The organism is Micromonospora sp. WMMD1155, from assembly GCF_029581275.1.
Classification (GTDB): domain Bacteria; phylum Actinomycetota; class Actinomycetes; order Mycobacteriales; family Micromonosporaceae; genus Micromonospora.
In genome coordinates this window covers 2648711-2666258 of the sequence record NZ_CP120742.1, presented here as the reverse complement: position 1 = coordinate 2666258, position 17548 = coordinate 2648711, and the positions used below count along the sequence as shown (strand labels likewise).

Sequence of the window (17548 nt, the reverse complement as noted above, 5' to 3'; positions counted from 1 at the left end):
CCGGTCAGTCCACCGGCCGTACGACGATGCGCCGGTTCGGCTCCACACCCTCGGACTCGCTGGCCACGCCGGACATGGCGTTGACCACGTCGTGCACACACTTGCGCTCGAACGCGGACATCGCCTCGAGGCGGACCGGCTCGCCGTACTCCTTGACCTTCTCGACGGCGTTCTTGGCGACGGCGGCGAGTTCCTTGCGGCGGTTGGCCCGGTAGCCACCGACGTCGAGCAGCAGGCGGCTCGGCGTGCCGGTCTGCCGGAAGACGGCGAGGCGGGTCAACTCCTGAAGCGCCTCCAGGGTGGCCCCGCGCTGGCCGACCAGATTCTGCAGACGCTCACCGACCACCTCGACCATCGGGCGGCCGGCGGCGACCAACTCGTCGATGTCGCCGTCGTAGTCGAGGATGTCGAGCAGCCCCTCGACGTAGTCGGCAGCGATCTCGCTCTGCCGGAACAGGTCGCCCTCACCGACGGCCTTCTTCGACCGGGCACCGGTAGCGGGGGCATCGGTGTCGTCGTCCTCGGTGCCGGTGTCGTCGCCGTCCACCTCGAGCGTCGCGGTCTCCTCCTCGTCCAAGGGCTGCTCGGTGCGGGGGATGCTGGTCTCGGTCACGGTCTCATCTCCGTACTCGCTCGGCCGGACCCTCGGTCCGACTGGTTTCCCGGGGCCGGCGGGAGGTCGCCGGTGCCCGCGGGCACGTCTGTACGGGCAGTGTCGCCCGTGGCCGCGCGGCGCGCGGTCGGTTCCCACCGGCGCCGACCATCCGGCGGCTGCACAGTGTGGAACGGGCCGCCGTCGGATCACCGGCGGCGGCCCTTGCGGGTCAGCCCTGCCGCTTGGCGGGGCGACCCTTCTTCGGGTTGTTCACCGGCTTGGCGCCCGGCTTCGGCCCGGCCACCTTGGGAGCGGCGGCCTTGACCGGCGCCGGCGGAGCCGTCTTACCCCGACCGAACAGGCCGCCGGTCTTGGCGGGCTGCACCGGGTTGCGGCTGGCGGCGGGTGCCACCGCCTTCTTGGCGGTCACCGGCGGCGGGAACTTGCGCAGCACCCACTGCTGCTGGCCCAGGGTGAACAGGTTGTTGGTGACCCAGTAGATGATCACACCGATCGGGAAGATCGCGCCGGAGATCAGCAGCGAAGCGGGGATGCCGTAGAGCATCAGTCGCTGGATCATCCGCTGCTGCGGGTCCTCGGCCCAACCGGTCTTGAGGATCATCTGACGGCTGGTCAGGTAGGTGGTCGCGATCATGACCAGGACCAGGACACCGGCGATGACCTTGACGGTGGTGCCGTTGGCACCGAGGCTGGCCAGCTCGTCGGCGGTGGAGCCGAACTTTCCAGCGATCGGGGCGGTGAAGAGCTTCGCCTGCGAGGCGCTCTGGAACTGGTCGGCGGTCCAGCCGTACAGCGTCTGGTTCCGCTTGTCCGGGTCGAGGCGGCGCAGCACGTGGAAGAGGCCGAGGAAGACCGGGATCTGAAGGAACATCGGAAGGCAACCCATCAGCGGGTTGGCCTTCTCCTTCTTGTACAGCTCCATCATTTCTTTCTGGAGCGTCTCCCGGTCACCCTTGTGCTTCTCCTGAAGCTCCTTGACCTTGGGCTGGAGCGCCTGCATCGCCCGCTGCGACTTGATCTGCTTGACGAAGACGGGGAACAGGATCACCCGGACGGTGACGACCAGGAAGATGATCGCCAGGATCCAGGCGAAGTTGGTGCCGATCACCGCGCCGACCGGCACCCCGATGGCGTCCCAGGCAGAGTGCCAGGTCAGCAGGATCCACGAAATCGCGTAGTAGATCCAGTCGAGACTCAATTCGGGGCTCCAGTCACATCAGCACGGCGGCGGCCGCCCGGCTCCGGTACCGGGTCATGTCCACCAGGGTGAAAGGGGTGGCAGCGCAACAGCCGCCGGACCGCCAGGACGGCTCCCCGGAGCGCGCCGTGCCGCACGACCGCCTCCTGGGCGTACGCACTGCACGACGGATAGAACCGACAGCGGGCCGGCAGTGCCGGACTTATCCACCGACGGTACGCGATGATGGGCGCGATCAGCACCTTGGCACCTGTTGTCGACGGGCGTGGGCTGGTCTGCCCGGTGCCGCTCATCGGTGCCGCCGCTCGCGGGGTGACCGGGCGACCGCGAGGGCGGCGTCCAGGTCGGTGGCGAGCCGGGGGTACGACGCCTGCGCCGCCGCGGGCAGCGCCCGGACGACGAGGGTGCTGCCGGGCGGCAGGTCGACCAGCCGTTCCCGGACCAGCGCACGCAGTCGACGACGGACCCGGTTACGGGTCACCGCGTTACCGACGGCCTTGGACACGACGAAGCCGGCACGGGACGCCACGGAGATCAGCTCCGCGTTGTCGTCCCGCACCGGCTGCGGCGAGATCGGTGTGCTGGGGTCGGCGTTCACCGGCATGGTCAGGTGGACCACGACGGCACCACGCCCGGCGCGCCGGCCACCACGGACCGCTGCGGCGAAGTCAGTGCTGCGCCGCAGTCGCTGTGCGGCGGCCAGCACGACTGCCCACGTCCCCTGGACCGGCCCGGTCGGCTCAGGCCGACAGGGTGGTGCGACCCTTGGCGCGACGGCTCGAGAGGATGGCACGGCCGGCACGGGTGCGCATGCGCAGCCGGAAGCCGTGGGTCTTCGCGCGCCGGCGGTTGTTCGGCTGGTAGGTGCGCTTGCTCACGTCAGGCTCTCCGTTTTCGTACGCGCCCCGTACGACGGAATCGCCGGGGTCGTGTGGTGGTCCAGGCCACCTCGACGGTGGCCCACGATCGGTGCTGTCCGGCGGAGCGGGACCTCGGCGGTGCGGGGATGCGACCGTGGACAGCAAGCACCCATCACCCTAGCAGAGGGCGCGAAAGCAGCCGTTCCAGCCTACGCAGGGGGGCAATGACCGTCAAACACCCCGAGCAGTACGAGAACGGGACGCGCCCGAGGCCGGAGGGTGGTTTTCGCTGATGCCGAGAACACCCCCGCCGCGTCGCCGGTTGATGGCGCAGGGACAACGCTGTTACCGTGCCCGATTGCGGTGAGCGTCGGAAGCTCCGGTCGTCGCAGAGGCAAGACCGGACAAGGTAGTGAATCGTTCGGCACGGTGAACCCGCTTCAGCGCCCGTTCAGGCAGGGGCAGGTCCCACCCGCGGCCGGCGGCGGCCACAATCGGTCGGTACACAGGCTGTGGATAACTTGTGGACGACCATCGGTCGACCGTCAGGTGGGTGTTGTTCCACCCGCGAACGCGGCGGGCCCGGGACGGCCGGCTGGCAGACAGCGGCGGCCGGGAGCAGAGGCGAGGGGGTGGCACGACGGTGGCCGGTACGACCGACCTTGCCGCAGTGTGGTTAGCGGCGACCGACGAGCTGGCCGACGAGATCATCTCCGCTCAGCAGCGTGCCTACCTCCGGTTGACCCGGCTGCGGGCGATCGTCGAGGACACTGCTCTGCTCTCCGTTCCGGACGCGTTCACCCGCGACGTGATCGAATCCCGGCTCCGACCGGCGATCACCGAGGCGCTCACCCGCCGACTGGGTCGGCCGATCCAGGTCGCGGTCACCGTCCGGGTCGCCGAGGACGCCGCGGGCCGACCCGCCGGCACCGTCTACCGCAGCACCCCGGAGACCGGGCCGTTCGACGTCGACGGCTCGTCCGTCGAGCCCTTCGGTGACGACCAGGGCGCTCGGCCGTCCGCCGACCCGATGATCCCCGAGCAGACCCACGCGGGGCGCGCGCCGGAGCCGGCCGCTCCACCGACGCCCACGGGTCCACCGCTCGCACCGGCCGTCGACGCGCACCGTCCCGGGATGATCCCCGCCAGCAGGGACGGGCAGGAGGCGTTGTTCAGCGCCGCCTTCGCGGAGCCGATGCGTACCCCCCGGCCGGGGCCCGACCGCCGTGGCTATGACGAACAGGCCGCCCGGCTGGACCCGCCGGGCCCGGACACCCGGCCCTACGAGCCCCGCTACCGGGAAGAGTCGGCGTCTCCGCGCGACCAGCACGTGATCCGCGCGCTGCCCCGGGACACCGGCACGGACAGCGGCCCGGGCCGCAGCGGCGTGGACCACCGCCCGGGTGGTCGTGACGAGCGCCGGTTGCCCGGTGCCGACGCCGGCGGCAACCGGCTGAACCCGAAGTACATGTTCGAGACGTTCGTCATCGGATCGTCCAACCGCTTCGCGCACGCGGCGAGCGTCGCGGTGGCGGAGTCACCGGCGAAGGCGTACAACCCGCTCTTCATCTACGGTCACTCCGGTCTGGGCAAGACGCACCTGCTGCACGCCATCGGGCACTACGCCACGACCCTCGGCAACGCCCGCTCGGTCCGGTACGTCTCGACCGAGGAGTTCACCAACGACTTCATCAACTCCCTGCGGGACGACAAAACCAGTGCGTTCCAGCGGCGCTACCGCGACGTCGACATCCTGTTGATCGACGACATCCAGTTCCTGGAGAACCGCGAGCGCACCCAGGAGGAGTTCTTCCACACCTTCAACACCCTGCACAACGCCAACAAGCAGATCGTGATCACCTCCGACCGGTCGCCGCGCCAGCTCGCCACCCTCGAGGACCGGATGCGAACCCGGTTCGAGTGGGGCCTGCTGGCGGACATCCAGCCGCCGGACCTGGAGACCCGCATCGCGATCCTGCAGAAGAAGGCGGCCCAGGAGCGGATGTACGCCCCGCCGGACGTGTTGGAGTTCATCGCCTCCCGGGTGTCGAACTCGATCCGGGAACTGGAGGGGGCGCTGATCCGGGTGACGGCGTTCGCCAGCCTGACCCGGTCGACGGTCGAGCTGTCCCTGGCCGAGGAGGTGCTCCGGGACTTCATGCCCGACGGCGCCGGGCCGGAGATCAACGCCGACCAGATCATGGCCTCGACGGCCGACTACTTCGGGGTGAGCCTGGAGGACCTGCGGGGCCAGTCCCGGTCCCGCGTGCTCGTCAACGCGCGCCAGGTCGCCATGTACCTGTGTCGGGAGTTGACCGAGCTGTCGCTGCCCCGGATCGGGCAGGCATTCGGGGGCCGGGACCACACCACTGTGATGCACGCCGACCGGAAGATCCGGCAGCAGATGGCGGAGCGCCGCTCGCTCTACAACCAGATCGCCGAGCTGACCAACCGGATCAAGCAGAACAGCTGAGGCGTACGCCGGCCGTCGGGACGGCGCACAGCCCGGGACACGCCCGGCCGGATCTCCGGCCGGGCGTACTTTTTCGGCTTCCGGCTGGACTCTCGACATGGTGTAGACCACAGGATCGACCCCGTGACCGTCTCGACTTCCACTCGTTGTCCACAACTCGTTGTCCACCGCCGGTGGATAACTACGGTCCGTCCCTCGCCGGTTACCCACAGGCTGTGGAGAAGCCCTGTGTACGGGGCTGTGGACGCCTGGGGACAACCGAAACGTTTTCCACCGGTGACCGACGACCTGTGTACGACCTGTTGAAGGTTCTGGGGATGACGGCAATGGTGATCTTCATCGTCGTCCACAGGCTTGGGGAGAAAGTCGGTGGATTACCGGTGGACAACCGGTGGATGACGGTGGACAACTGTGCACCGAGGGCGGGCTGTGGACACGCAGGCGGGTTGTACCAGTGGTTCTCCACAGCTAAATCACCGGTGGATAACCTGTCTGAGCTGCGCAGACCTGGCTTTTCCACAGTTTGCACAGGTGCGATGAAGACGATGAGTTATCTCTTCTAAGAGAACAAAAACCAATCATCACCGTTGGGCTTTCTGTGGATCGGGCCGAACGCTGCCGGATCAACCGGTCAGCATCGACACGATCCATGGGGTCGGGCGCACAGCCGATACCCCCGCGCCCTAAGGTGCGATGGGTACCCGCACGGTCGGGCGGGACGGTAGGCAGCGGTCGGCATGAGAGAGTTGTCGCTGACGTCGACGCGGAGGCATTGATGAAGTTCCGAGTGGAGCGCGACGCGCTCGCCGAGGCCGTGGCGTGGACCGCGAAGAGCCTGCCCAACCGGCCGTCCGTACCGGTGCTCGCCGGGGTCATGCTCCGGGTCACCGACGGCAACCTGAGGGTTTCCGGGTTCGACTACGAGGTCTCCAGCCAGGTGACCGTCGAGGTGCAGGGAGACGCCGACGGCGCCGCCCTCGTCTCCGGCCGCCTGCTCGCCGAGATCACCAAGGCGTTGCCGGCCAAGCCGGTCGACATCGCCGCGGTCGGCGCCCACCTCGAACTGGTCTGCGGCAGCGCCCGGTTCACCCTTCCCACCATGCCGGTGGAGGACTACCCGGCGCTGCCCGAGATGCCGCAGAGCGCCGGCACGGTGGACGCCGCCGCGTTCGCCACGGCGGTCTCCCAGGTGGCCATCGCGGCGGGCCGAGACGAGACCCTTCCGATGATGACCGGCGTTCGCGTCGAGCTTTCCGGCAGCACGCTGTCGATGCTCGCCACCGACCGCTACCGGTTGGCCCTGCGCGAGATCCAGTGGCGACCGGACGACCCCGACGTGAGCATCAACGCCCTGGTGCCGGCCCGCACCCTGAACGACACCGCCAAGGCGCTCGGCCCGCTGGGTGGCGAGGTCACCCTCGCGCTGGCCCAGGGTGCCGCAGGCGAGGGCATGGTCGGCCTGGCCGGTGGCACCCGACGCACCACCAGCCGTCTGCTCGACGGCGCCAACTACCCGCCGGTTCGGTCGCTCTTCCCGGCGGCCCACAACGCCGAGGCCCGGGTGCCGGTCAGCACCCTGATCGAGGTCGTCAAGCGGGTCGCGCTGGTCGCCGAGCGGACCACGCCGGTGCTGCTCAGTTTCAGCGCCGACGGTCTGGTCGTCGAGGCCGGCGGTTCCGAGGAGGCCCGAGCCAGCGAGGCCATGGAGGCCACCTTCACCGGCGACGCGCTGACCATCGGGTTCAACCCGCAGTACCTCATCGACGGCCTGGCAAACCTGGGCTCCCAGACGGCCGTCCTGTCGTTCGTCGACGCCTTCAAACCCGCCGTGATCTCCCCCGCCGGCGAGGATGGCGAGGTCATTCCCGGGTACCGGTACCTCATCATGCCGATCCGCGTCTCTCGCTGATCGCGCCCTGCAACACAGATCCACGGAGGTACAAACACATGCAGCTCGGCCTTGTAGGACTCGGCCGTATGGGCGGCAACATGCGGGAGAGGTTGCGCGCCGCTGGTCACGAAGTCGTCGGCTTCGACCACAACGCGCAGATCAGCGACGTCGCATCCCTCGCGGGCCTGGCGGAGAAGCTCGAGTCGCCGCGCGCGGTCTGGGTCATGGTGCCCGCCGGAGTCACCGACGCGACGATCGACGAGCTGGCCGCGGTGCTCGGCGAGGGCGACATCATCATCGACGGTGGCAACTCGCGGTTCAGCGACGACGCACCCCGGGCCGAGCGGCTCAACGAGCGGGGCATCGGCTACCTCGACGTCGGCGTCTCCGGCGGTGTCTGGGGTCGGCAGAACGGCTACGGGCTGATGGTCGGCGGCTCCCAGGAGCACGTCGACCGGCTGATGCCGATCTTCGACGCTCTCAAGCCGGAGGGCGAGTTCGGCTTCGTGCACGCCGGGCCGGTCGGTGCCGGGCACTACTCGAAGATGGTGCACAACGGCATCGAGTACGGCCTGATGCACGCCTACGCCGAGGGCTACGAGCTGATGGCGGCCTCCGAACTGGTGACCAACGTGCCGGGCGTGATCAAGTCCTGGCGGGAGGGCACCGTCGTCCGCTCCTGGCTGCTCGACCTGCTGGACCGGGCGCTCGACGAGGACCCGGAGCTGGCCGACCTCAGCGGCTACACCGAGGACACCGGCGAGGGCCGGTGGACGGTCGACGAGGCGGTCCGGCTGGCCGTCCCGCTGAACGTGATCACCGCTTCGCTGTTCGCCCGGTTCGCCTCACGACAGGACGACTCGCCCGCTATGAAGGCTGTCTCCGCGCTGCGTCAGCAGTTCGGTGGCCACGCCGTCCACAAGCGCTGAGCGAAATCCACACCCGGTGTACGTCCGACGGTTGGAACTGGTCGACTTCCGCTCGTACGAGCGGGTGGCCGTCGACCTCCAACCGGGGGCGAACGTCCTGATCGGCGCCAACGGCGTCGGCAAGACGAATCTCGTCGAGGCGTTGGGCTACGTGGCGACCCTGGACTCGCACCGGGTCGCCACCGACGCGCCACTCGTGCGGATGGGTGCCACGTCTGCGGTGATCCGCTGCGCGGTGGCGCACGACGGGCGGGAACTCCTGGTCGAGTTGGAGATCGTGCCCGGGAAGGCCAACCGTGCCCGGCTGGGCCGGTCTCCGGCGCGGCGGGCCCGGGACGTGCTGGGCGCCCTGCGCCTCGTGCTCTTCGCCCCGGAGGACCTTGAGCTGGTCCGGGGCGACCCGGCCGAGCGCCGCCGCTACCTGGACGACCTGCTGGTCAGCCGCCAACCCCGGTACGCGGGTGTGCGGGCCGACTACGAGCGGGTGGTCAAGCAGCGCAACGCCCTGCTGCGCACCGCGTACCTGGCTCGCAAGACCGGTGGGTCGCGGGGCGGCGACCTCGGCACCCTCGCCGTCTGGGACACCCACCTGGCCCAGCACGGCGCGGAGCTGCTCGCCGGCCGCTTGGAGCTGGTCGCCGCGCTCACCCCGCACGTCGCCAAGGCGTACGACGCGGTGGCCGCCGGTCGGGGCGCGGCCGGTATCGCCTACCGGCCCTCGATCGACCTGACCGAGCCGACCACCGACCGGGCCGCGTTGGCGGAGGCACTGGCCGCGGGGCTGGCCGCGTCCCGCTCCGCCGAGATCGAACGGGGCACCACGCTCGTCGGCCCGCACCGCGACGAGCTGGCGTTGACTCTCGGGCCGCTACCCGCCAAGGGGTACGCCAGCCACGGCGAGTCGTGGTCGTTCGCGCTCGCGCTGCGGCTGGCCGGCTACGACCTGCTGCGGGCCGACGGCATCGAGCCGGTGCTGGTACTCGACGACGTCTTCGCCGAGTTGGACACCGGCCGCCGGGAGCGGCTGGCGGAGCTGGTCGGTGGGGCGGGTCAACTGCTGGTCACCTGTGCGGTGGACGACGATGTGCCGGCTGCGCTGCGCGGCACCCGCTACCGGGTCGGCGAAGGGACGGTACGCCGTGTCGAATGAGTCAGGCGCCGACCGGCCCGAGGCGGGGCGGAGCGCGCGTACCCCGAAGGCGGAATCGGCGGGCGGTGAGCCGGCGGCGGCCGCGAGTGGGCCGGAGTTGGCTCGGGCGGTACTCGACGCGGCGTTGTCCAAGCGGCAGGCGGCGGCCCGCGCCCGGCGTACCCCCGGAGGTGCGGGCGGCGACGCTGCCGGCGGCTCGGGGCGGCGGTTGCGGGGTTACTCCGGCCCGGGCCCCGACCCCCGCGACCCGCAGCCGTTGGGTGCGGTGCTGAACCGGTTGGTGAAGGCGCGTGGCTGGCAGCAACCGGCGGCCGAGGCCACCGTGTTCGGCGCCTGGGAGCGGGTCGTCGGCGCGGAGGTGGCCCAGAACAGCCGCCCGGTCAAGCTGGAGAACGGTGAGCTGACCGTGGAGGCGCGGTCGACGGCCTGGGCCACCCAACTGCGGCTGCTGGCGGGATCGCTGCTCAAGCAGATCGCCAGCGAGGTCGGCCACAACGTGGTGCGCAAGCTGCACATCCACGGGCCGGCCGCGCCGTCGTGGTCGAAGGGGCCGCGCCGGGTACGCGGGCGGGGCCCGCGGGACACCTACGGCTGACGGGATCTCAGCTCCGTCGGGCGGCCTCGCGGGCGGCCCGCTTGAGTTCGCGTTGCTCCGCACGCGGTGCTCACCCGGTTGATAGCGGCGGCCAGCCGACCGACCGGCGGCGCTGCGGCCCAGGAGACCGGGTCGGGTCAGGCGTCGGCGTAGACGGCGAAACCGCGTTCCGCGCAGCGCCGGTAGAACGCCGCCAGCACACCCAGCTCGGCGCAGGTGAAGTTCCACTGCGGCGGGTCGCCGCGCTCGTCGCGCAGCGCGTCGAGGCGGCTCTCCAGCCACCGCAACTGCTGCTCGGCCAGCCTGCCGTCGCCGAGCAGGGAACGCAGCACCGTGCTGACCGACTCGAAGGTGACCGCCTCGCCGTACGCGCGGTGCCCCGCCACGAACCTCTCGATCCCGCTGGCGATCCAGGAGCAGCCGTCCGGATCGATCACCGGGTCCTCGTCCTCGGCGGCGGCGTCTGTGGCGTACAACACACCTTCCAGCCCCAGGAGCAGATCCACCAACTCGGTGTACGCGGTCGCCCGGATGGTGCCGGTCTTCGCGATCAGCTCGGCCAGGGCGGCAGTCGGCGCGGAGATCCGCGGCAGGTCGACGATCTCGCCGAAGTCGACGAACTCGGCCGGCGCCACCGGATCGTAGAAGCGGCCGGTCCGCGGCCAGTGCACCGCGACGTTGTCCAGCCCCATCTGTCACCTCTTAGAGAGCACGTGTCGGGTCGATCGGGTCGATCGTCCCGGTTCCAGCCCATAAAGATCAAGGGTGGGTTCCGGGGCGCCGCAAACGTACGGCACGGACGCCCGGGCCGCGACCCCCGACCCGCCCGGGCGCGGGTCAACCCGTCCGGCGGCGGCGCGTGCGATCCGAGCATGGCGTGTGGGGGGAGTCGCGGGCGACGGGGTTCTTCCGGCTACGGACTTCTCAGCCGCCTCTCCGAGGGTGCCGAGTGGTGGTTCTGTCCTCCGGGCACAGTAGGATTGACAGCGAGACGAAGACCCGGTGCGGAGGACGGGGGCCGGTGGCCCCAGGATCATTCTCCACGTCGGGTCGAGCCGATCGCGATCCGCGGGCAACCGCGGCGACCGGCGCGTTCGACCCGTGGTCCGGAGGTCTCCGGCACCGGTCCGCGCGCCGACGTCGCGTCCTGTCCGCCGAACCCGCGCCCGCTGCGCCCAACCGGCGCGGTCGACGCGAGAAAGTGGCCGAGGGTGGCAGCGCAGGAAAAGCAGGAGTACGGCGCAGAGTCGATCACCGTTCTCGAAGGGCTGGAGGCGGTCCGCAAGCGCCCCGGTATGTACATCGGGTCCACCGGCGAGCGCGGTCTGCACCACCTCGTCTGGGAGGTCGTCGACAACGCGGTCGACGAGGCGCTCGCCGGATACTGCGACACCATCGACGTGGTGCTGCTGGCCGACGGCGGCGTCCGGGTCACCGACAACGGCCGTGGCTTCCCGGTCGACCTGCACCCGAAGCTCAAGAAGCCGGGTGTCGAGGTCGCGCTGACCGTGCTGCACGCGGGTGGCAAGTTCGACGGCAAGGCGTACGCCGTCTCCGGCGGTCTGCACGGCGTCGGCGTCTCCGTGGTGAACGCGCTCTCGACCAGGATGGCCGTCGAGATCCACAAGTCCGGCTTCGTGTGGCGGCAGCAGTACACCAACTCCAAGCCCAGCCCGCTGGAGAAGGGCGAGGCCACCGACCGCAGCGGCTCGGCGGTCTCCTTCTGGCCCGACCCCGACGTCTTCGAGACCGTCGACTTCGACTTCCAGACCATCTACCGGCGTCTGCAGGAGATGGCCTTCCTCAACCGGGCGCTGCGCATTCACCTGCTCGACGAGCGGGTGGCCGAGGAGGACGGTCGGCAGCGCGAGGTCACCTTCTACTACGAGGGCGGCATCTCCGACTTCGTCCGGCACCTCAACGCCTCGAAGAACCCGATCCACAAGACCGTGGTCGAGTTCGGCGCCGAGGAGGAGGGCATGTCGGTCGAGATCGCCATGCAGTGGAACGAGTCGTACGGCGAGTCGGTCTACACCTTCGCCAACACGATCAACACGCATGAGGGCGGCACCCACGAGGAGGGCTTCCGAGCCGCGCTGACCAGCGTCGTCAACCGGTACGGCGCCGACAAGAAGCTGCTCAAGGGCGACGAGAAGCTCTCCGGCGAGGACATCCGCGAGGGGCTCGCCGCGATCATCTCGGTCAAGCTGGCCAATCCGCAGTTCGAGGGCCAGACCAAGACCAAGCTCGGCAACACCCCGGTGAAGAGCTTCGTGCAGCGGGTCTGCAACGAGTGGCTGGTCGACTGGTTCGACCGTAACCCGGCCGAAGCCAAGATGATCATCCAGAAGGCGTCCCAGGCCGCCCGGGCCCGAATCGCCGCCCAGCAGGCGCGCAAGCTGGCCCGGCGTAAGTCGCTGCTGGAGTCCGGCTCGATGCCCGGCAAGCTGGCCGACTGCCAGTCCACCGACCCGCGCGAGTCCGAGGTGTTCATCGTCGAGGGCGACTCGGCCGGCGGCTCGGCCAAGCAGGGTCGCGACCCGAGGACCCAGGCGATCCTGCCGATCCGCGGCAAGATCCTCAACGTGGAAAAGGCCCGGATCGACCGGGTCCTCAAGAACAACGAGGTCCAGGCGCTGATCACCGCGCTGGGCACCGGCATCCACGACGACTTCGACATCGAGAAGCTGCGGTACCACAAGATCGTGCTGATGGCCGATGCGGACGTCGACGGCCAGCACATCCAGACGCTGCTGCTCACCCTGCTGTTCCGCTTCATGCGTCCGCTGGTCGAGCTGGGGCACGTCTACCTGGCCGCCCCGCCGCTCTACAAGATCAAGTGGAACAAGAAGGGTGACGACGCGCAGTACGCGTACTCCGACCGGGAGCGGGACGGGCTGATCGCGCTGCGCCAGCAGAAGAAGGCCAACGCCAAGCCGGACGACATCCAGCGCTTCAAGGGCCTCGGCGAGATGAACTATCCCGAGCTGTGGGAAACCACGATGAACCCGGCAACGCGTACCCTGCGTCAGGTCACTCTCGACGACGCGGCGACCGCCGACGAGTTGTTCAGTGTGCTGATGGGTGAGGACGTCGAGGCGCGCCGGTCGTTCATCCAGCGCAACGCCAAGGACGTGCGATTCCTGGACATCTGACGGACCGCTGCGGATCGACCGGGCGCTGCCCGGTCGATCCGCCGGTCCACAGAGTTATCCACAGCATGGCCGGTATCCACAGCGGTTATCCACAGCACGAAAACGACACTGAGTCTGATAAGGGTATACAGTGACCGATTCTCCCGAGTCCACACCGAACGAGCCCGAGGTCCCCGCCGAGGCCATCGCCGCGGTGGTCGCGCACGACCGGATCGAACCGGTCGGGCTCGAGGTGGAGATGCAGCGCTCCTACCTCGACTACGCGATGAGCGTGATCGTCGGGCGTGCGCTGCCGGACGTCCGGGACGGGCTCAAGCCGGTCCACCGCAAGATCCTCTACGCCATGTTCGACTCCGGCTACCGCCCGGACCGCGGCTACGTGAAGTGCTCCCGCGTCGTCGGCGACGTGATGGGCCAGTTCCACCCGCACGGCGACTCGGCGATCTACGACGCGCTGGTCCGGATGGCGCAGCCCTGGTCGCTGCGTTACCCGCTGGTCGACGGCAACGGCAACTTCGGCTCGCCGGGTAACGACCCGGCTGCCGCCATGCGCTACACCGAGTGCAAGCTCGACCCGCTCGCCATGGAGATGCTGCGGGACATCGACGAGGACACCGTCGACCTTCAGGACAACTACGACGGCCGGGCCAAGGAGCCCACGATCCTGCCGTCGCGGATCCCGAACCTGCTGGTGAACGGCTCCGAGGGCATCGCGGTCGGCATGGCCACCAAGATCCCGCCGCACAACCTGCGCGAGATCGGCGCGGCCGTGCAGTGGTGCCTGGAGCACCCGGAGGAGGACGAGGAGACCACCCTCGAGGCGCTGCTGGGCATCGTCAAGGGCCCGGACTTCCCGACCCACGGCCTGATCGTCGGCACGACGGCGATCCAGGACGCGTACCGCACGGGTCGGGGTTCGATCCGGATGCGTGCCGTGGTGGAGGTCGAGGAGGACAAGCGGGGTCGGCCCTGCCTGGTCGTCAGCGAGCTGCCCTACCAGGTCAACCCGGACAACCTCGCCGAGCGGATCGCCGAGCTGATCAAGGAGGGCAAGCTCGCCGGCATCGCCGACATCCGCGACGAGTCCTCCGGGCGTACCGGTATGCGGATCGTGCTGGTGCTCAAGCGCGACGCGGTCGCCAAGGTCGTGCTGAACAACCTCTACAAGCACACCCAGCTCCAGGAGACGTTCGGCGCCAACATGCTGGCGCTGGTCGACGGGGTGCCGCGCACGCTCAACCTGGCCCAGTTCATCCGCTACTACGTCGAGCACCAGATCGACGTGATCCGCCGGCGGACGGCGTTCCGGCTCCGCAAGGCCGAGGAGCGGGCGCACATCCTGCGGGGTCTGTCCAAGGCGCTGGACGCCCTGGACGAGGTGATCGCGCTCATCCGGCGTTCGCCGACCGTGGAGGACGCGCGGCAGGGCCTGATCCGGCTGCTGGACATCGACGAGATCCAGGCGACCGCGATCCTGGACATGCAGCTGCGTCGTCTCGCCGCGTTGGAGCGGCAGCGGATTCTCGACGACCTGGCCAAGCTCGAGCTCGAGATCGCCGACCTGAAGGACATCCTCGCCAAGCCCGAGCGGCAGCGGAGGATCGTCTCGGAGGAGTTGGGCGAGATCGTCACCAAGTGGGGCGACGATCGGCGTACGCAGATCATCCCGTTCGACGGCGAGGTCTCGATGGAGGACCTCATCGCCCGCGAGGACGTGGTCGTGACGATCACCCGGACGGGGTACGCCAAGCGGACCAAGGTCGATCTCTACCGCTCCCAGCGGCGCGGCGGCAAGGGCGTCAGTGGCGCTACGCTGCGGCAGGACGACATCGTCAGCCACTTCTTCGTCTGCTCGACCCACGACTGGATCCTGTTCTTCACGAACAAGGGGCGGGTGTACCGGGCCAAGGCGTACGAGTTGCCGGAGGCCAGTAGGGTAGCCAAGGGCCAACACGTGGCCAACCTGCTCGCCTTCCAACCGGACGAGCAGATAGCGCAGATCATCGAGATCCCGAACTACCAGGTAGCCCCCTATCTGGTACTGGCCACGAAGAACGGCCTGGTGAAGAAGACGCGGCTCGAGGAGTTCGACTCCAACCGTTCCGGCGGCATCATCGCGATCAACCTGCGCGATGAGGACGAGCTGGTCGGTGCTGCGTTGGTTGCGCCGGAGAACGACCTGCTGCTGGTCTCCAAGAAGGCACAGGCGATCCGGTTCAACGCGTCGGACGAGGCGTTGCGGCCGATGGGCCGGGCCACCTCGGGCGTGATCGGCATGCGCTTCACGGACGACGACGTCCTGCTCGCCATGGAGGTCGTCCGAGAAGGTTTGGACGTTCTGGTGGCCACGAACGGGGGATATGCGAAGCGCACCCCGATCGAGGAATACCCGGTGCAGGGCCGGGGAGGTAAGGGCGTGTTGACTGCGAAGATCACCGAGCGGCGCGGTGGTCTGGTCGGCGCGGTGGTGATCGATCCGGACGACGAGCTGTTCGCGATCACCAGCAATGGTGGTGTCATTCGGACTCCGGTGAAGCCTGTACGCCGTACGCGTGACCGGAACACAATGGGGGTCAAGCTGATGGACCTCCCGGACGGCGTGACTATCGTGGCGATTGCTCGCAATGCCGACGAGCCTGACGAACAGGACTAGTTGAATGACGGAGACACAGGCGAAGTCGGGGAACACGGGGACCTCGGCCAACCCGGTCGACGAGGAGGCCGCCAAGGGCGGCACACCAGCGACCGGCCGCGCGGCCGTGGGCCGGGCGACGGTCCCCGCCGACGCGCCTGCCCCGAAATTCACGAGGGCTCCGGGCATGACACCCCCGCCGGAGCCGCCCGCTGAAGATGCCGGGTCGGCCGACAAGACCGAGGCCGTCAGTGCCGACGCGCCGACGTCGTCGACCGCCACCACCCCCTCGGGTTCGGCGACGGCGTCCTCCTCGGCGCGTCCGGCGACCACCCAGCCGATCAACGTCCGGTCCGGGCCGGCGGCGTCGACCGGGGCGACCGGCACCCAGCCGCGGATCACACCGGGCATGACATCGCCGCAGCCCGACACGGCCCGTACCGGCACCGCCGGCCGCCCGGCCAGCGGCGGTGGACTGCCGCCGGGCATCGGCAACGCGTCCGCCGTCGGGGCGGCGCGTGTCGGTGACGCGGTACGCGCCGCGCGTACCTCGGTCAGCTCGGCCGCCTCCCGCGGACCGCGCCGGGCCCGGCTGAACCTGAAGCGGATCGACCCGTGGTCCGTGATGAAGTTCGCGTTCGCCGTCTCGGTGGTGCTCTTCATCGTCGTGGTGGTCGCCACGTCGGTGCTCTACCTGGCGTTGGACGCGATGGGTGTGTTCCAGAGCGTCAACGAGAGCCTGAGTGACCTGGTGAACGCCGGCGGTGGCCAGAGCACCAGCGGCTTCCAGATCACCGCCAAGGGCGTGATCCTCAGCTCGGCGCTGATCGGCCTGGTCAACGTGGTGTTGTTCACCGCGCTGGCCACGCTGGGAGCGTTCGTCTACAACGTCTGCGCCGACCTGGTCGGCGGGATCGAGCTGACCCTCGCCGAGCGGGACTGAGCGACCGGGACACCGGGGCACCGCGCAATGCGGTCGCTCCGGTGTCCCGTACTCAGGTAGGTTGTGCAGGCGTCGACGGCCTGGCTCGTCCGGCTGGACCCCGATTTGGGGCTGGCTGAGCGGATGGGTTAATCTTGCTCGTCGCAACGCGGGGCTATAGCTCAGTCGGTTAGAGCGCAGAGCTGATAACTCTGAGGTCGCTGGTTCGATTCCAGCTAGCCCCACCGCATGTCGTCCGACGGTCAGTCGAGCGCAAGGGGTCGCCCGCATGTTCAAGAAGCTGCTGATTCTGGCTGGCGTCGTCGGCGTGGCCGCCGTCGTGTTCAACAAGATCAAGGCCTCGAACGACGAGCGCGCCCTGTGGCACGAGGCGACCACTGCGCCCGACCTGCGCTGACGTTCGGCCTACGGGCGATCCGACGCCCACACACGGGGCCCTAGCTCAACTGGCAGAGCACTGCCTTTGCAAGGCAGGGGTTAGGGGTTCGAGTCCCCTGGGCTCCACTCTCCCGCAAGTCAACGCCCCGTCGGTGTATTTTGCCGTGATCGAGGCCGGTGCAGCAGCAAAGTACAGCGGTAGACCGGCCAGGGTCGCAGCGGCGTGAGCGACACAGCGAAGGTGCGGACGATGGCTGACGAGTCGCTCGTGCGCAACTCACGGCTACTTGGCTTGTTCACCGAAATCGTCCAAGGCCCGGAGGCAACCCTGCGCGCCGTTGAGGCGGCCGGGCGCGGCATCGCTGCCGGGGCGCTGCTGCACGCTCGCCGTATTTGCCGACAAGCTGACCATCAGGTCCGGCAGTCGGGACGAGCTGATTGAGAACGCTCTTGCATCCGCCGATCGACTCATGGAGCTAGGGGAGATCGAGGACGACCTGAGCGAGCTGTGGTCCCGTCGCCGAAAGCGCGGTCTTGGCGACGAGGCTTTTGAGGCAAGCCTCCAGCAGATCGTCCTTCGCCTGGAGGCATGGCCCCTGTCCTGGTCGCGCCAGCCCGACTGATCGGCGGCTCGTAACAGCCGTCCGACGGCAGCCGCACTCCGATCAACGCTTGCGGATCTGATCGGCGCAGCGCTCTGGGCACTTCCACCTGTCGTACGGCGAGTC

The 17548-nt window shown here is 69.2% G+C and carries 16 protein-coding genes and 2 tRNA genes; 12 read left to right on the top strand and 6 right to left on the bottom strand.

Features of this window, described 5'->3' with window-relative positions:
• Positions 1-4: 4 nt before the first annotated feature.
• The 5 genes from O7617_RS12045 to rpmH all read right to left on the bottom strand — a co-directional run bounded on the left by O7617_RS12045 (position 5) and on the right by rpmH (position 2692).
• Entirely contained in the window at positions 5-613 is a 609-nt protein-coding gene (locus O7617_RS12045; RefSeq protein WP_282263537.1) for a R3H domain-containing nucleic acid-binding protein, read from the bottom strand.
• A gap of 211 nt (positions 614-824) precedes the next feature.
• Positions 825-1814, bottom strand: coding sequence for a membrane protein insertase YidC (yidC, locus tag O7617_RS12040; RefSeq protein WP_282263536.1), 990 nt, complete (start codon positions 1812-1814; stop codon positions 825-827).
• Entirely contained in the window at positions 1811-2107 is a 297-nt protein-coding gene (yidD, locus tag O7617_RS12035; protein WP_282263533.1) for a membrane protein insertion efficiency factor YidD, read from the bottom strand. The genes yidC and yidD overlap by 4 nt, the downstream gene beginning before the upstream one ends.
• On the bottom strand, positions 2104-2520 hold the full coding sequence (gene rnpA / locus O7617_RS12030; protein WP_282263532.1) for a ribonuclease P protein component: 417 nt from the start codon (positions 2518-2520) through the stop codon (positions 2104-2106). The genes yidD and rnpA overlap by 4 nt, the downstream gene beginning before the upstream one ends.
• A 34-nt stretch (positions 2521-2554) precedes the next feature.
• On the bottom strand, positions 2555-2692 hold the full coding sequence (gene rpmH, locus O7617_RS12025) for a 50S ribosomal protein L34 (protein WP_007453904.1): 138 nt from the start codon (positions 2690-2692) through the stop codon (positions 2555-2557).
• A 625-nt stretch (positions 2693-3317) separates the two neighbouring features.
• On the opposite strand from rpmH, the gene dnaA reads away from it, so the two are divergent.
• The 5 genes from dnaA to O7617_RS12000 all read left to right on the top strand — a co-directional run bounded on the left by dnaA (position 3318) and on the right by O7617_RS12000 (position 9712).
• Positions 3318-5147, top strand: coding sequence for a chromosomal replication initiator protein DnaA (gene dnaA, locus O7617_RS12020; RefSeq protein ID WP_282263530.1), 1830 nt, complete (start codon positions 3318-3320; stop codon positions 5145-5147).
• 775 nt (positions 5148-5922) lie between these two features.
• Positions 5923-7056, top strand: a complete 1134-nt coding sequence (dnaN, locus tag O7617_RS12015) for a DNA polymerase III subunit beta (RefSeq protein WP_282263529.1) — start codon at positions 5923-5925, stop codon at positions 7054-7056.
• A 38-nt stretch (positions 7057-7094) separates the two neighbouring features.
• A complete protein-coding gene (gene gnd / locus O7617_RS12010) occupies positions 7095-7967 on the top strand; it encodes a phosphogluconate dehydrogenase (NAD(+)-dependent, decarboxylating) (protein WP_282263528.1) in 873 nt (290 codons plus the stop codon).
• Positions 7968-7983: 16 nt separating this feature from the next.
• Positions 7984-9117: a DNA replication/repair protein RecF gene (gene recF / locus O7617_RS12005; RefSeq protein WP_282263527.1), complete on the top strand. Its 1134-nt coding sequence runs from the start codon at positions 7984-7986 to the stop codon at positions 9115-9117.
• Positions 9107-9712 carry a DciA family protein gene (locus tag O7617_RS12000; RefSeq protein WP_282263525.1) on the top strand — a complete coding sequence of 202 codons (606 nt, stop codon included), beginning with the start codon at positions 9107-9109 and terminating at the stop codon, positions 9710-9712. Before recF ends, O7617_RS12000 begins: the two co-directional genes overlap by 11 nt.
• Before the next feature lie 137 nt (positions 9713-9849).
• Here O7617_RS12000 and O7617_RS11995 read toward each other — a convergent pair whose 3' ends face one another.
• Positions 9850-10404 carry a hypothetical protein gene (locus tag O7617_RS11995; RefSeq protein ID WP_269681771.1) on the bottom strand — a complete coding sequence of 185 codons (555 nt, stop codon included), beginning with the start codon at positions 10402-10404 and terminating at the stop codon, positions 9850-9852.
• A gap of 519 nt (positions 10405-10923) precedes the next feature.
• Here O7617_RS11995 and gyrB point away from each other — a divergent pair.
• From gyrB to O7617_RS11960, 7 genes are all read left to right on the top strand, one after another.
• Positions 10924-12867 carry a DNA topoisomerase (ATP-hydrolyzing) subunit B gene (gene gyrB, locus O7617_RS11990; RefSeq protein WP_282263524.1) on the top strand — a complete coding sequence of 648 codons (1944 nt, stop codon included), beginning with the start codon at positions 10924-10926 and terminating at the stop codon, positions 12865-12867.
• A gap of 130 nt (positions 12868-12997) precedes the next feature.
• Positions 12998-15520, top strand: coding sequence for a DNA gyrase subunit A (gene gyrA / locus O7617_RS11985; protein WP_282263523.1), 2523 nt, complete (start codon positions 12998-13000; stop codon positions 15518-15520).
• Between the two features lie 4 nt (positions 15521-15524).
• Positions 15525-16442: a DUF3566 domain-containing protein gene (locus tag O7617_RS11980; RefSeq protein ID WP_282263522.1), complete on the top strand. Its 918-nt coding sequence runs from the start codon at positions 15525-15527 to the stop codon at positions 16440-16442.
• A 150-nt stretch (positions 16443-16592) separates the two neighbouring features.
• A tRNA-Ile gene (locus O7617_RS11975) sits at positions 16593-16666 on the top strand.
• A 44-nt stretch (positions 16667-16710) separates the two neighbouring features.
• Positions 16711-16839 (top strand): DLW-39 family protein, encoded by a 129-nt coding sequence (locus O7617_RS11970; protein ID WP_209444550.1) that lies wholly within the window; start codon positions 16711-16713, stop codon positions 16837-16839.
• A gap of 34 nt (positions 16840-16873) precedes the next feature.
• Positions 16874-16946: transfer RNA gene (locus tag O7617_RS11965), tRNA-Ala, on the top strand.
• Between the two features lie 124 nt (positions 16947-17070).
• Positions 17071-17262 carry a hypothetical protein gene (locus O7617_RS11960; protein ID WP_282263520.1) on the top strand — a complete coding sequence of 64 codons (192 nt, stop codon included), beginning with the start codon at positions 17071-17073 and terminating at the stop codon, positions 17260-17262.
• Positions 17263-17548 lie beyond the last annotated feature (286 nt).